The organism is Arthrobacter sp. ZBG10, from assembly GCF_001238605.1.
In the GTDB taxonomy this organism is placed as follows: Bacteria; Actinomycetota; Actinomycetes; order Actinomycetales; family Micrococcaceae; genus Arthrobacter.
In genome coordinates this window covers 32,372-47,354 of the sequence record NZ_LFQH01000047.1, presented here as the reverse complement: position 1 = coordinate 47,354, position 14,983 = coordinate 32,372, and the positions used below count along the sequence as shown (strand labels likewise).

12 protein-coding genes are annotated in these 14,983 nt (G+C 67.7%); 3 read left to right on the top strand and 9 right to left on the bottom strand.

Translation table 11 applies throughout. The annotated features are described in order from the left end of the window. Nucleotides 1-63: 63 nt before the first annotated feature. From guaB to groES, 5 genes are all read right to left on the bottom strand, one after another. Nucleotides 64-1,575 (bottom strand): IMP dehydrogenase, encoded by a 1,512-nt coding sequence (gene guaB / locus ACU18_RS11905; RefSeq protein WP_050685796.1) that lies wholly within the window; start codon nucleotides 1,573-1,575, stop codon nucleotides 64-66. 211 nt (nucleotides 1,576-1,786) lie between these two features. Continuing rightward, nucleotides 1,787-3,868, bottom strand: a complete 2,082-nt coding sequence (locus tag ACU18_RS11900) for an acyltransferase family protein (RefSeq protein ID WP_157407689.1) — start codon at nucleotides 3,866-3,868, stop codon at nucleotides 1,787-1,789. Further along, the gene (locus tag ACU18_RS11895) at nucleotides 3,868-5,916 is read right to left on the bottom strand and encodes an acyltransferase family protein (protein ID WP_231686068.1); all 2,049 of its coding nucleotides are present in this window, start codon (nucleotides 5,914-5,916) and stop codon (nucleotides 3,868-3,870) included. Before ACU18_RS11895 ends, ACU18_RS11900 begins: the two co-directional genes overlap by 1 nt. A 101-nt stretch (nucleotides 5,917-6,017) precedes the next feature. Continuing rightward, complete coding sequence (gene groL / locus ACU18_RS11890; RefSeq protein WP_050685790.1) at nucleotides 6,018-7,628, bottom strand: chaperonin GroEL; 1,611 nt, start codon at nucleotides 7,626-7,628, stop codon at nucleotides 6,018-6,020. Between the two features lie 79 nt (nucleotides 7,629-7,707). Further along, entirely contained in the window at nucleotides 7,708-8,001 is a 294-nt protein-coding gene (groES, locus tag ACU18_RS11885; RefSeq protein WP_003805290.1) for a co-chaperone GroES, read from the bottom strand. 224 nt (nucleotides 8,002-8,225) lie between these two features. Between groES and ACU18_RS11880 the strand changes: the two genes are divergently transcribed. Then, nucleotides 8,226-9,158, top strand: a complete 933-nt coding sequence (locus tag ACU18_RS11880) for a DMT family transporter (RefSeq protein ID WP_050685784.1) — start codon at nucleotides 8,226-8,228, stop codon at nucleotides 9,156-9,158. Here ACU18_RS11880 and ACU18_RS11875 read toward each other — a convergent pair. Next, a complete protein-coding gene (locus ACU18_RS11875) occupies nucleotides 9,083-9,460 on the bottom strand; it encodes a glycosyltransferase 87 family protein (RefSeq protein ID WP_157370894.1) in 378 nt (125 codons plus the stop codon). The genes ACU18_RS11880 and ACU18_RS11875 overlap by 76 nt on opposite strands. Nucleotides 9,461-9,487: 27 nt before the next feature. After that, entirely contained in the window at nucleotides 9,488-10,309 is an 822-nt protein-coding gene (locus ACU18_RS11870) for a phytanoyl-CoA dioxygenase family protein (RefSeq protein WP_082178302.1), read from the bottom strand. A 104-nt stretch (nucleotides 10,310-10,413) separates the two neighbouring features. Between ACU18_RS11870 and ACU18_RS11865 the strand changes: the two genes are divergently transcribed. After that, the gene (locus ACU18_RS11865) at nucleotides 10,414-11,250 is read left to right on the top strand and encodes a helix-turn-helix transcriptional regulator (protein ID WP_050685780.1); all 837 of its coding nucleotides are present in this window, start codon (nucleotides 10,414-10,416) and stop codon (nucleotides 11,248-11,250) included. Nucleotides 11,251-11,260: 10 nt separating this feature from the next. Next, the gene (locus ACU18_RS11860) at nucleotides 11,261-12,493 is read left to right on the top strand and encodes a class I SAM-dependent methyltransferase (RefSeq protein ID WP_050685778.1); all 1,233 of its coding nucleotides are present in this window, start codon (nucleotides 11,261-11,263) and stop codon (nucleotides 12,491-12,493) included. Between the two features lie 18 nt (nucleotides 12,494-12,511). On the opposite strand, the gene ACU18_RS11855 is transcribed toward ACU18_RS11860, so the two are convergent. Together ACU18_RS11855 and ACU18_RS11850 are read right to left on the bottom strand one after the other, a co-directional pair. Then, nucleotides 12,512-13,330: a shikimate 5-dehydrogenase gene (locus ACU18_RS11855; protein ID WP_269430539.1), complete on the bottom strand. Its 819-nt coding sequence runs from the start codon at nucleotides 13,328-13,330 to the stop codon at nucleotides 12,512-12,514. A 35-nt stretch (nucleotides 13,331-13,365) separates the two neighbouring features. Beyond that, nucleotides 13,366-14,802, bottom strand: coding sequence for a glycoside hydrolase family 3 N-terminal domain-containing protein (locus tag ACU18_RS11850; protein WP_050685959.1), 1,437 nt, complete (start codon nucleotides 14,800-14,802; stop codon nucleotides 13,366-13,368). Nucleotides 14,803-14,983 lie beyond the last annotated feature (181 nt).

Genomic DNA, 14,983 nt, shown 5'->3' with positions numbered 1-14,983 from the left:
GCACGGAAACACACAGGCCACAGGGATTGCTCCCCGTGGCCTGTGTGGATGGTTTTTTGAACGTCAGCGTGAACCGTAGTTGGGCGCCTCGACGGTCATCTGGATGTCGTGCGGGTGCGATTCCTTCAGGCCGGCAGCGGTGATCCGGACGAACTTGCCCCGGATCTTGAGCTCGGGGATGGTGGGGGCGCCGGTGTAGAACATGGTCTGGCGGAGGCCGCCCACCAGCTGGTACGCCACGGACGCCAGCGGGCCGCGGTAGGCCACCCGGCCTTCGATGCCCTCGGGGATGAGCTTGTCATCGCCGGAGACGTCGGCCTGGAAGTAGCGGTCCTTGGAGTAGGACGTGTTCTTTCCACGGGACTGCATGGCGCCCAGGGAGCCCATGCCGCGGTAGGACTTGAACTGCTTGCCGTTGACGAAGATCAGCTCGCCCGGGGACTCGTCGCAGCCAGCCAGCAGGGAGCCCAGCATCACGGTATCGGCACCGGCCACCAGGGCCTTGCCGATGTCGCCGGAGTACTGCAGGCCGCCGTCGGCGATCAGCGGCACGCCGGCCGGGATGGCCGCCTTCGCGGACTCGTGGATGGCGGTGATCTGCGGGACACCCACACCGGCCACCACGCGGGTGGTGCAGATGGACCCGGGGCCCACGCCCACTTTGATGCCGTCGGCGCCGGCGTCGATGAGTGCCTGCGCGCCCTCACGGGTGGCCGCCTGGCCGCCGATGATGTCCACGTGCGCGGCCACGGGATCGGACTTGAGCCGGCGGATCATGTCCAGCACACCCTGCGAGTGGCCGTTGGCGGTGTCCACAAACAAGGCGTCCACGCCGGCGTCAACCAGCGTCATGGCCCGCTCCCAGCCGTCGCCGAAGAAGCCGATGGCGGCACCGACCCGGAGGCGGCCTTCATCATCCTTGGTGGCCAGCGGGTACTGCTCCGCCTTGGTGAAGTCCTTGGTGGTGATCAGGCCCTTGAGCCGGCCCTGCTCATCCACCAGGGGCAGCTTTTCGATCTTGTTGGTGGCCAGCTTGTGCGAGGCCTCCTCGCGGCTGATCCCCACGTGGCCGGTAATCAGCGGCATCTTGGTCATGACGTCGCTGACCAGCCGCAGCGGGAAGTCCGCTTCCGGCACAAACCGGGTGTCGCGGTTGGTGACGATGCCGAGCAGCCGCATGCCCTCATCAACCACGGGCAGCCCGGAAACACGGTACTGGGAGCAGATCTCGTCCAGTTCCGCCAGTGTGGCCTCAGGGCCGATGGTCAGCGGGTTGGTGATCATTCCCGACTCGCTGCGCTTTACCCGGTCCACCTGGTCAGCCTGGTCCTGGATGGACAGGTTGCGGTGCACCACGCCCAGGCCGCCCTGGCGGGCCATGGCGATGGCCATCCGGGATTCGGTGACGGTGTCCATGGCTGCGGAGAGCAACGGGGTCTGCACCGTGATCCGTTTGGAGATCCGTGAGGAGGTGTCCGCCTCGGACGGGATGACGTCCGTGTGGCCCGGCAGGAGCAGCACGTCGTCGTAGGTCAAACCGATGAGGGCGAAGGGATTGTGTTCGGGCTCGGTCATGAGTGCGCCTCTTACCTTGGTTGCTTGGCGGGTAGGGGTTGCAGCCGATGACCAGCCCGTCATTACGGAACTGGCCTGTGCAGGAATTCCGCCGGGACGGCCGGGAAGGACGGCCGCCGGGAGGCAGAAAGTATTGAGTAAATATTAGAACCTCTGCGCTGATCCCCCTATTCCGGGCGCGCAATGTGAGCAACCGCACGCCCGGCGCCGGTTACGTCCAGCCGGTCGCCGCCAGCAGGCGCTGTTCGAACATGGGAACCATGCTTTCCACGTAGGTGCGGGTCAGGTGGTTGTCGTCCTTGTAGACATAGACGTTGCCCACCACGGCCGGGCAGACGCCCCGGGCGCAGATGAAATCGCTGAGATCCATCAGGTGCAGGCCCGCCACCTGCCCGCGGTAGGCCTCCAACGGCGACGGTTCCACCAGGGATTCGGCGAGCGAGGGGTTGCATTCAGGCGCGTCCGCGCCGTGGCGCTGGACGCATTCGGGCATATTGATGGTGAACCGGGGGTTGTCCCGGATGCCCAGGATCTCGATGCCGGCGTCCGCGAAAGGCCGGATTCCGTCCAGGTAGCCCGGCACCTCGGTTTCGAAGGGGGCCTCCTCATGGGTCAGGGAGGCAACCGTGAACACCGCGTCCGGCTGGTGTTCCAGGACGTAGGCGGCGCTGGCCCGGTTGTAGGCGTTGCATTCGGCGTTGCGGGTTTCCGATTCGGCCCCGAACCGGCAGGCCGGCATCAGGAGGGTGACCAGTTCCCAGCCGCGGGCTGCCGCCACGGGCGCCAGGGCGGCAAGGTACTGCTGGGCGTGGGAGTCGCCCAGCACCACAATCCGCTTGGTGGCCGGGACGTCCGGCGCTTCCTGCCGGCACCCCTCCAGGATGGGATCGGCGGTGGCGTTTAATCCGCTGCAGGGGGTCTGGATGCCCGCCCAGTCATTGTCCAGGGCGGACGGGCCGGGGATCAGCCGGGCCGGGGGCGCCGGGACGTCCTCCTGACCGGGGCGGAGGGCGGCAGCGCCGGGTGTCAGCTCCCGGGGTTGCGCCGCCGTCGCGCTTTCCTCAGCCGTAAGGCTGGTTTGCCACACGGCGACGGGTCCGGCCAGCAGGGCACCGCAGGCCACAATCACGACGGCGGTGCGCCAGGCGCGGAGCTTGGGCCAGTGCCAGTCGCGCAGGGGCTTCTCGACAAACCTGGTGGTGAGGAAGGCCAGGACGATGGCGGCGCCCACGATCGCGAGGCCCTGCATCAGGTTGGGGGCTTCCACGCCCGTGGCGGCAAGCGCCAGCACCAGGACCGGCCAATGCCACAGGTAGAGCGCGTAGGAGTTATCCCCCAGCGCCACGGCAGCCTTGCTGCTGAGGAGCCGGTCAACACCGAACCGGCTGCCGCTTTGGCCTGCCACCATGATGGCCGCGGCCGCCAGGGTGGGCCACAGCGCCACAAAGCCGGGAAAAGACCGGTCCACGGTGAGCAGCAGGCCGCAGGAAACCATGGCCGTGAGGCCGGCCCAGCCCAGCGCCACGCGCAGCCGGCGGCCCGGCTTGAGGTAAGGCAGGGCCAGCGCCAGCAGGGAACCGAGCGCGAACTCCCATAGCCTGGCGCGGGTATCGAAGTAGGCGTAGGCCTGGTTGGTGGCGGTTTGCTCCACCGAGTAGGCCAGCGAGACCACAAAGACTGCCCCAAACACCAGGGCAAGCAGCCCGCGGTAGCTGAACCGCGCGCCGGCCGGGGTCCGGCGCAGCACAGCCAGCAGGGCGGCGGTCCCGGCGAAGACCAGGGGCCAGAGAACAAACACCTGGCCCTGGATCGACAGGGACCAGAAATGCTGCAGCGGGCTGGCCCCGGCATGGTCCTGGGCGTAGTAGTCCACGGCGGTGTCCGCCAGCAGCCAGTTCTGGCGGTACAGCAGCGAGGCCCAGGCCTGGTCCAGGATCTCCGGCCAGCGGCTTTGCGGCAGGATCAGCCAGGTGCCCGCGAGGACCCCCAGGATAACCACGACGGCGGCGGGCAGCAGCCGCTTGAACAGGTGCAGCCAGTGCGTCAGGAGTCCGAACGGCCGGCCCGATTCTGCCTTGCGGACAAACGAGAGCGTGAGCAGGAAGGCGGAGATGAGCAGGAACACGTCCACCCCGCCCGAAACCCGCCCCAACCACACGTGGTAGGCCACCACCATCAGGACTGCCAGGGCCCGCAGGCCCTGGACTTCGGGCCGGTATCCCAGCCGCAGCTTTTTGGCGGCAGCAGGGGCGGCTGACTGCCCGGTGGCGGCGCCTGCCGTTGCGGCCGCCATCAGGGTTTCCATCCGGTCAAGGCGAGGAAATCCTTTTCGAAGTAGGGAGCCAGGGTCATGAGGTACGACCGGGTGACATGGTTTTCGTCCTTGTACACAATGACGTTGCCGATGATGGCCGGGCAGACGTCCGCCACGCAGAAGTAGCGGGTGAGGTCGAGGAACCGGGTGTCGGGAAGCTGGGTATCAACGCCGTCAGTGGCCGCAACGGGCCCGAACGTATCCAGGACGCTGCCGTTGCAGGCCGCCGGGTCATCCGGGTGCGCGGCCAGGCAGTTTGGCACGTGGGGCATCCGGGGCGTCTCGCGGACACCAACCACCTCAATGCCGGCGTCGTTGAGCTTGCGCGCCTGCGCGAGCCAGGAATCCTCCAGCACTTCAGGTGTGCCGGGATCGGCAGAGGTCCTCGTGCTGATGGTGAGCACCAGGTCGGGTTTTATGTCGAGGACCTGTTCCATGGCCTCCTTGTTGAAGTCAAGGCACTCCGCGGTAATTTCGGGACCCGGCTCGTCGGTGAGGGGGCAGAACCCCTTGGTGATGGAGGTGACACGCCAGTTGTACTTCTCGGCCATCATCAGCACCGGCGTGTTCATGACATAGGCGTGGGAACTGCCGAGGATGACAATGTGCTTGGCCGCCCCCTCAACACCGTTGGTGCAGATGCTGGCGTTTTCACCGGCCCCGATGCAGGGTTCCGGAAATTCCGGCCACTCTTCGGCGATGGCCTCTACTTTGGGGACCGGCTCAGCTGCAGGGTCAGGCGTGAACTGGTAGCCGGGGCTGAGGGCGCGGGCACCCGGATAACGGGGGTCGTCCAATCCGATGGAAGTGATGGAGTTGGACTGGACGATCTGCTGCCGCCACAGGCCCAGCGGGGCCGCGGCCACCGCCACGGCGAGCAGGACCGCCAGGACAGCCCGGCGCTTGTTGACCTCGGGCCACCGCCATTCACGCCAGGGCTTCTCGATGAAGCGTGTGGTGAGGTAGGCCAGGCCCAGTGAGGTGAGGATGATGATGGTGCCGGCCAACCAGCCGGCGTGTTCCTTGCCGGTCCAGGCCAGGGAGATGACCAGGACGGGCCAGTGCCACAGGTACAGGGCGTAGGAGTTGTCGCCCAGCCGCACCAGGGGTTTCGAGGCGAGGAATCTGTCCACGCCGAACGGGCTGCCGGTCCTGCCCGCGGCGATCACCAGGGCGGCAGCCACCGTGGGCCACAGGGCGGCGACACCGGGGAAAGCGCCCTCGACGTCAAGGAGTATGCCGCAGGCCAGCATGGCGGCAATGCCCACCCAGCCCATCACAATGCGGTGCGCGGTCCGCAGCCTCAGCCCGGGGAGGATCAGGGCCACCAGTGTTCCCAGCGCGAACTCCCACAGGCGCGCGCCGGTGTCGAAATAGGCCTGGCCCTGGTTGGTGGCCGTGAAGACGATCGAGTAGATCAGGGAGACCAGGAAAATGCCGAAGAACACGTAGGCCAGCAGCGGCCGGTAGGACAGCCGGTACCGCCGGGCGGCAAAGGCTGCCAGCACGAAGATGAGCGGCCACAGGATAAAAACCTGCCCCTGGATGGAGAGGGACCAGAAGTGCTGCAGCGGACCGGCCCCGCTGTGATCAGCGGCGTAGTAGTCCACGGCCTGCTTCTGCAGGAGCCAGTTCTCGAAGTAGAACATCGCAGCCCAGCCGTGGTCGATCAGGTCCAGCCAGCGGGTCCGGGGCAGCAGCAGGGCCGCGGCCGCGAGGGTGGCAACGATCACCGTGACCGCCGCGGGAAGCAGGCGGCGGAACAGGTGCAGCCAGTGTTTGAAAAGAGCCACCGGTTCGCGGCGGTCGTAGCGGCCGGTGAACTGGAGGGTCATCAGGAACGCGGAAATCAGCAGGAAAACGTCAACGCCGCCGGAGACGCGGCCAAACCAGACGTGGTACGTCACCACCATCAGGACAGCGAGCGAACGGAGGCCCTGGATCTCGGCGCGGAACGTGGATTTCCGCTTGCCGGCAGGCTTTTTGGGGTCCACACCGGGGGGCGACGCGGTTCTCGCAAACGACACGGGACGATCCTCCAGCGGTAGGCAAAGCATCAATTCTACCGGAGAGACGCCGAAGGCCGGCCCGGCAGACGCCGGACCGGCCTTCGGAAAGCGGATTCAGCCTAGTGGCTGTGACCCGCGTGCTCGTCTTCATCAGCGGGCTTCTCCACCACGAGGGTTTCGGTGGTGAGGACCAGCGCTGCGATGGAGGCAGCGTTGCGGAGGGCCGCACGGGTGACCTTGACCGGGTCGATGACACCGGCGCCGATCAGGTCCTCGTACTCGCCGGACTTGGCGTTGAAACCGTTGTTGGTTTCGAGCTCGGCAACCTTGGCCGTGACAACGTAACCGTCGAACCCGGCGTTCTGGGCGATCCAGCGCAGCGGCTGGACCAGTGCGCGGCGGACGATGCCAACAGCTGCTGCTGCGTCACCTTCGAGGGCCAGGACAGCGGAATCCTCGTCCAGGGCCTTCAACGCGTGGATCAGCGCGGAACCGCCGCCGGCCACGATGCCTTCTTCGAGGGCGGCGCGGGTGGACGACACAGCATCTTCGATGCGGTGCTTCTTTTCCTTCAGCTCAACCTCGGTGGCTGCGCCGACCTTGATCACGCCGATGCCGCCGGCCAGCTTGGCCAGGCGTTCCTGGAGCTTTTCCTTGTCCCAGTCGGAGTCGGTGCGGGTCAGCTCGGCGCGCAGCTGGGCAACCCGGGCTGCTACGTCTTCTGCCGAACCGGCGCCGTCAACGATGGTGGTGTTGTCCTTGGTGACCGTGATGCGGCGGGCAGTGCCCAGCACCTCAAGGCCAACCGTGTCCAGGCTCAGGCCCAGCTCCGGGGAAACAACCTGCGCACCGGTGAGGGTGGCGATGTCCTGGAGCATGGCCTTGCGGCGGTCGCCGAAGCCCGGAGCCTTGACGGCAACCACGTTCAGGGTGCCGCGGATGCGGTTGACGATCAGGGTGGAGAGGGCTTCGCCGTCAACGTCCTCAGCAATGATGAAGAGCGGCTTGGAGCTCTGCAGCGCCTTTTCCAGCAGCGGCAGGAAGTCCTGCACCGAGGAGATCTTGCCCTGGTTGATCAGGATCAGGGCGTCTTCGAGGACAGCTTCCTGGCGTTCCGCGTCGGTGACGAAGTACGGGGACAGGTAGCCCTTGTCGAACTGCATGCCTTCGGTGAGGACCAGTTCGGTCTGCGTGGTGGAGGACTCCTCGATGGTGATCACACCATCCTTGCCGACCTTGCCGAATGCTTCGGCGAGCAGTTCGCCGATCTCATCGCTCTGGGCCGAGATGGCTGCAACGTTGGCAACCTGGGTGCCTTCAACCGGGCGGGCGTTCTCGAGCAGGCGGGCGGCGACGGCTTCAACGGAAACCTCGATGCCGCGCTTGATCTGGCCGGGAGCGGCGCCGGCGGCAACGTTGCGCAGGCCTTCCTTGACCAGTGCCTGGGCCAGGACCGTAGCCGTGGTGGTGCCGTCGCCGGCAACGTCGTTGGTCTTGGTGGCGACTTCCTTGGCCAGCTGCGCGCCAAGGTTTTCGTACGGGTCATCCAGTTCGACTTCACGGGCGATGGTCACGCCGTCGTTGGTGATGGTCGGAGCACCCCACTTCTTGTCCAGGACGACGTTGCGGCCGCGGGGGCCGAGCGTCACCTTGACCGTGTTGGCGAGCTTGTCGATGCCGGCTTCGAGCGACCGGCGGGCAGCGTCGTTAAACGCAAGCTGCTTTGCCATGGTTTTGTCCTTTCAAGACAGAAACCCCGCGCGGCTGACCAGCTAAGAGCATGACCAGCAGCGCGGGGATCCGGGAGGGTTACTTTACGACGATCGCCAGGACGTCGCGGGCGGACAGCACGAGGTACTCGGTGCCGCCGGTCTTGACTTCGGTTCCACCGTACTTGGAGTAGATAACGACGTCGCCAACGGCTACGTCAACGGGAACGCGGTTGCCATCTTCGAAGCGGCCGGGGCCGACTGCAACAACTTCGCCTTCCTGCGGCTTTTCCTGCGCGGAGTCCGGGATGACCAGGCCGGAAGCCGTGGTCTGCTCGGCTTCGAGCGGGCGGACAACAATACGATCCTCAAGAGGCTTAATAGAGACCGACACTCGGACCTCTCCTTTACGTCAGCAAATTTGTGGACTGGAAAGCTCTCCCGCCTGGCTGGCAAACCGTCGTCGCGGTGCCGGCAGCAGCCTGGCTGGCAGCTCTTCATGTGTTAGCACCCTCCTAGGGAGAGTGCTAAGAGAGACTCTATGTAAGGGTTAGCACTCGGTCAAGGTGAGTGCCAGCATTTCGTCATGGGCGGACAGCGTGGCTGTACATTTGAGCGGTGCGGGCAGCCATCTACCTGATTTTTGCGAACCTCTTCTGGGCGGGCAACTTCGTGGTGGGCCAGGCCGCCGTGAAAACCATGGAACCGCTCCAGCTGACGTTTTGGCGCTGGGCCCTGGCCGCCGTGCCGCTCCTGGTCCTGGCGCAGGCCGTCGAGCGGCCCGACTGGAGGGCAGTGCTGCGCCACTGGCGGGTGCTGCTGCTCCTGAGCGTGCTGGGCATGAGCGGCTACACGCTGCTGCTGTACAGCGCACTGCAGCACACCTCAGCCCTCAACGCTTCCCTGGTGACAGCCGCCAACCCCGCGGTGATCGTGGTGCTCTCGGTGGTGCTGCTGCGGGAGCGGCCACGTCCGCTGGGGTGGGCAGGCATCGGGCTGGGCCTGGCCGGGGTGCTGCTGGTCCTCTCAGGCGGAGATGTGGAACGGCTGCTGACCTTCTCGCTCGGCGCAGGTGAACTCCTGATCGTCGCGGCCATCACCGTCTGGGCCCTGTATACGATCATCGCCCGGCGGCTGTCCCTGCCGGCCATCACGGCCACAGCGGTGCAGGTGGCAATGGCCGCGCTGGTCCTCGCCCCGGTGGCGCTGGCTGCCGGCGCCGGACTCCCGGCCACGGCATCGGGCAACTGGTCGCTGGCGTACATCGCCGTGTTCCCGTCGCTGGGGTCCTACCTGCTGTGGAACCTGGCGCTGAAGCGGACCTCAGCGGCCAACGCCGGAAACTACCTCAACCTGATCGCGGTCTTCACAGCGGTGATCACGGTGCTGCTGGGCCAGCCCATTACGGTCCCGCAGGTCCTGGGCGGCGTCCTGGTGATCTCCGGCGTCCTCCTGACCGGCGCCGGCCGGGCCCCTCAGCCGGTCAGCCCGTCGAATCCCACGTCCTCGCCGGCGTCGGCCTCCGGGTTGCCCTGGTTCCGCCGGCGGTAGAGCAGGAACCCGGCGGCCGCGGCGGTCAGCAGGGACACCACCAGCAGGATGATGCCGACGGCCCGGGCGCCGGCATAGAGGCCCCGGATGTCCCGGGCTTCCTGCGTGTCATCGGAGATGTTGTTGCCGCCCACCGAGTACACGGTGGCGTTGAAGGTGTCGAGGAAAAAGATGATGACCAGCAGCGCGATGCAGACTACTGCCACCACCGCCGCGGCAATCAGGGCGGGGCGGGCAAATCCAACACGTCCCGCCGCAGGCCGGTTCGCTCCGGGCCCCGGGACCTCTGTATTTTCCGCCATGCCGTCAACACTATCGGCATGGGTGCATCAGTGGAGGCCGGATTCCGGGTCTCCGGGCAGCGAGCCGCAGGGGCCGCCGTCCTCGTTGCTGGCGCGGGCCACGGGGCGTCCATCAAAATCCATCATGGCCGGGGCGTACCAGCGGCCCACGTGGGTGGCCGAGGCCGGCATGTAGTGGGAGATGAAGGAACGGCGCCACTGGCTGCTGGTCCGGTTGGCACCCGAGCCGTGGACCACGCTGCCGTTGAACAGCAGCACGTCCCCGGGCGCCAGGGAAAGCTTGACCGGCTCGTGGCCCTCCGGCGGCTGCACACGCTCCTTGGTGAAGCTTTCCGCCGGGTCCGACGAATCGGGGCAGACCACCTCCATGTCCTGCGTTCCGGGGCACAGCTGCAGTCCGCCGTTCTCCGGCGTGGAGGGGTCGATGGCCAGCCACGCCGCCAGGCAGGACTGGGGTTTGATCTTCAGGAAATAGTTGTCCTGGTGAAAGGCCTGCCCGCGGGCACCCGGCGGCTTGAAGTAGTACATGGACTGCACGGCGATCGGCTCGTCCGCCATCAGCTGGGTGAGCACCGACTTCACCCGTGGATCGAGGAGCCGTTGTTTGCTGCCTGCGTCAAACAGGTGCGGGTGGAACATCCTCGGGTAGCGGGCCAGCGGATCCGTGCCGGGCTGCGGCGCCCAATGCCCCTCGATGGGCTCGCCGGTTTCTGCGAGCGCGTCGAAGTGCTTGGCGCAGTCCGCCGCTTCGGCGGCGCTGAACAGTCCCCTGGCCACCGTAAATCCGGTGTGATGATAGGCGTTGACCTGGTCCTGCGTCAGCCGGTAGGCGGGTGTTTCTACGTGCATTCTTCTCATCCTCTGCAATTGGGTGGGCTTCCATCATCGAATCCCACGCTGCGGTCCGGCATGGCAAGGCCTCTCATCTGCATGGATTTTCTTATCCTTGAGTCATGGCCTTTCCTGATCTGCTGCACTGGCGCGCCTCCGGTTCCTTCCGCAACATCCCCATGCCGCCGGTCCGTCGCGCGGATCCCGGGGACTACCTGCTGGTCTGGGTCATCGAGGGCACCATCCACGGCGACCTGGCCGGGGAACCCTTCACCGCAGGGCGCGGCAGGGTCCTGATGTTCCCGCCGTCGGTCCCGCATTCCTATGCGGCGCCGCGAACAGGCGACTGGCACTGGCTGTGGGTGCACTTTGCCGGTTCCGCGGCCGCGGCGGTCCACGAGGAGTTCGCTGCAGCGGGCGTGCCACTGGCCCTGACCGACGACCAGGGCATGTACCGGAAGTTCATGGCGGTCCTTACCCACGCCCAGCAGAGCCCGGCACCGCAGGAGTCCCGGGCCCTCAGCGGCGAACTCCTGGGGCTCCTTGGCACCCTCCTCGACCGGTGCGCGCCGCAGGCGCAACGGTCCGCCGGGGAACCGAGGCTGGAGGCCCTGTTCGGCTGGATCGCCGAGAACCTGAACCGTCCGCTTCCGCTCAGCGAATTGTGCGCCGTGGCCACCTACTCGCCGGCGCAGCTGCACCGGTTGTTCATCGCCGCTGTGGGGCTGAGCCCGCAGGCCTACGTAGCCCGGGTCAGGCACTCCACCGCCGCGGACCTGCTGGCCCTGACCTCGATGGCCGTGGCGGACGTGGGGGCGGCCGTGGGCTACGCGGACCCGCTGTACTTTTCCCGGCGGTTCAAGGCGTGGTCCGGGCTGTCCCCTTCGGCCTTCCGCGCCGGCCGGATTCCGGGGCCGGGCAGCGGCGCCCACCCGGGACCGCCGCAGGATTTCAACTAGGCTGGAACGCATGCCCCCAGCACCCCAGGACCAGATCGCGCCCTTGCTCACCGCCGAAGGCTGGGAGCTCCTTGCGTCCCTGGGCCCTTACCGGGACGACGAGTCCTTTGCGCTCAACGCCGCCCTCCGCAAGGCCGGCCACTCCCCCGCCCTCGTCTCGGCGGTCCTCACCCAGTCCCGGCTGCGCACCAAGGCCGAAGCCAAGTTCGGGGAGTTCGCGTCCCGGATGCTGTTCACCCAGGCGGGACTTGAGCAGGCCACCCGCCTGAGTGTTGCCGCCCGCCACGCCCAGCGGTTTGCGGCTGCCGGCATCAGCCATGTGGCCGACCTGGGCTGCGGCCTGGCCGCGGACTCGCTGGCGCTTGCCTCCATGGACATCAACGTCACGGCAGTGGAAATGGACGAGACCACTGCTGCCTGCGCCACCGTGAACCTCATCCCCTTCCCCAACGCCACGGTGGTCCACGCCGACGCCACGTCCGTTCCGCTGGACGGGGTCGACGGCGTCTGGCTGGATCCCGCACGCCGGGTCACCTCCACCTCGGGCACCAAACGCATCTGGGATCCCGAAGCCTTCTCCCCGCCGCTGTCTTTCGTCGAAGCCCTGGCTGCCTCCGGCCGCGCGGTGGGCGTGAAGATGGGGCCGGGCATGCCGCACGAGTCGGTACCTGCCGACTGCGAGGCACAGTGGGTGTCGGTGGGCGGCGACGTCACCGAGGTGGCGCTCTGGTTCAACGCGGTCCGGCGCCCGGACATCCGGCGTGCCGCCCTGGTGCTCAGCCCGCACGGTGCAGCGGAATTGACCAGCGGCCAGGACTTTGGTGCGGGTCCGGTACCTGCGGTGGGCCCAGTCGAGGGCTACCTGTACGAACCGGATGGTGCGGTGATCCGCGCAGGCCTGGTGGCCGACGTCGCCCTTCAGCTGGGCGGGCACCTGGTGGACGAGCACATCGCTTACATCTGCGCACCCACACTGGTGGACACGCCCTTCGCCCGGGCGTACAAAGTCCGGCAGGTGATGCCGCACAACGTCAAGGCGCTTAAAGCGTGGGTGAAGCAGGAACGCATCACCGTGCTGGACATCAAGAAGCGCGGCACCGCCGTGACGCCCGAGGAACTCCGCAAACAGCTGCTGCCCGCCGGCAAGTCGCATTCCGCCAAAAAGGGCGGCGGGAAGACCGCCACCCTGGTCCTGACGCGCATCGGCGAGGACCGGGTGGCGGTAGTGGTGGAGCCGGTCTGAGCTCCAGCACAGCAGGGACTATTGCGCCCTCATGAAGTCTTCAGCGGCCCGGACCTGCTCAGCGGTGGGCCGGGTTCCGGTGTAGAGCACAAATTGTTCCAGCGCCTGGATGGTGGCCACCTCGGCCCCCGTAATCACAGGTTTCCCGGCCGCCCGTGCCGCCTTGATCAATGGTGTCTCGGCTGGCAGCGCCACCACGTCGAACACCATCCGGGCGGCGTCAATGGCCGTGGCGGGGAACGCCAGCGCGTCCGCGTCCGGGCCGCCTGCCATGCCCAGCGGCGTGACGTTGATGATCAGGTCCGCTGAACCGGCGTCGAGCTCCGGCCGCCAGGCGAAACCGTACTGACCGGCGAGCGCCGGGCCCGTGGCTTCATTCCGGGCGATGACCGTAACGTCCGTGAAGCCGGCGTCCCGGAGGGCTGCCACCGTGGCTTTGGCCATGCCGCCGGCGCCCTGGACCAGGACAGACCAGTCCGTGGGGACGGCGTTGCTGGCCAGCAGCTGCTCGATGGCGGTGTAGTCGGTGTTGTAGGCCTTGAGATGGCCATCCGTGTTCACGATCGTGTTGACGGATTCGATCGCCGTGGCGGAATCGTCCATCTCGTCCACCAGCGCCATCACGTCCTCCTTGAACGGCATGGACACCGCGCAGCCCCGGATGCCCAGCCCGCGCACGCCGGCGATGGCCTGCTCCAGGTTGGTGGGGGCAAACGCCTTGTAGATCCAGTTCAGCCCCAACTGCCCGTACAGGTGGTTGTGGAAGCGCGTCCCGTTGTTGCTGGGCCGTGCGGAGAGCGAGATGCAGAGGGTCATGTCTTTATTCAGAATGGGCACCCTTCATTAAAACGCCTTCGCGCACGTTCCCGGGGTCAGGGCGCGCAGCCCGTTCCGAGCGGGAAGCTGCCGACGGCGGCCGGGAGCTTCCCGGGCGCGGTCGCCTTTCCGGCCAGCACTGCTGCCAGCGCGTCGAAAGCGCCGTCGGATCGGCCGTAGACGGCCAGTTTCACGGGTGCGGCGGATTCCTGCAGCGGCCAGGGTGCGTCCAGGGCCACGGCAATGTCCCCACCGGCCGGGCGGCCGCCATAGCCGATCAGGTTCACCACCGGCCCGGAGCCCACGGCGAGCCCGGCGCGGGCGGCGGCGGCCGCAAAACGTTCCCGGTCGCCGGGACCGCCGCCGGTCACCTGGACGGCACCCGGCACCAGCGGCCCGGTGCAGGGCCCGGACAGGACCGTCACCGCGGCCGCCGAGACCTTGGCGGAGAGTGCCGCACCGCTGCCGGGCGCAGCGCCTTGCGGGGCTCCGGTCCGGCCGCGCCACGTCATCATCGTGGCCACCCGCGTTGCAGCCTCGTCCAGCCGCTGCGCGGAGAGCTCGCCGGATGCGACGGCCCGGACAATGGCGGCATGGGCCTGATCCACGTCGGCCGGCATCAGCAGCAGGTCGGCGCCTGCGGCCAGGGCCTTAACGGCAGCGGCGCCGGACGGGTACTGCTTGTTCACCGCTTCCATGTTCAGGGCGTCCGTGACGGCCACGCCATTGAAGCCCAGGCCGCGCAGCGCCTGGTACGTGGGGGCGGAGAGCGACGCCGGAACGCCGGGTTCCAGCGCTGGAACCGCAATGTGCCCGGTCATGATCATCGGCGCTCCGCCGGCTACGGCCGCCTGGAACGGTTTCCAGTCCCGGCCGCGGAGTTCCTCAACGGTGGCGGGCTGCACGGGCAGGCTGAGGTGCGAATCGGCTGTCACGGAGCCATGGCCCGGGAAATGCTTGGCAACGGGCAGGATCCCCGCGCCCAGCATGCCGTGGGAGAACGCGGCCCCCAGGGCAGCGGCAGCGTCCGGATCCGAGGACATGGACCGGGCACCGATGGTGGGGTCCTTGGGCCCGATGGTCACGTCGGTGTCCGGCGCGAAGTCAACGGTGAACCCGAGCGGTGCCAGTTCAGCGGCCAGCCCGCCGCCGGCTTCGCGGGCCAGCGGTTCGCTGCCGGCAGCCCCGAAGCTCATCGGCGCAGGCCATTCCGTCAGGGGCAGGCCCAGCCGCGCCACCACTCCGCCTTCCTGATCCACACCGATCAGGCCCGGCCATGAATCCCCATCCGCCCTGGTCGCGGTGGCGAGCTGTTGGTTGGCGGCGGTCATCGCGGCGGGATCAACCTGCCCCTGCGGCCCCTTGGGCACGTTGTCACCCATGATGATGGCCCCGGAGAGGTGCAGACGTTCAATAACGGCGGCGTGCGCGGCAGCGTCGGTGCCCTTAAAGAACGGCAGCAGCACCTGGCCGGCCTTCTGGCCGGTGTCCATGGCGGCCACCGCTGCCGCGGCGGCGCCCTGGTCGCGCTGCTCGGGGCCCCACCCCAAGGCCCGGGAACCGGGATCAGGTGCCGGGGGCGCGGTGGTGGGGACCGGCGTCGTACTTGGCGACGGGGCGGCCGCAGCTGTGGAACCGGACGGGGATTCCGACGGCGTCGCAGGCGGCGGCGTG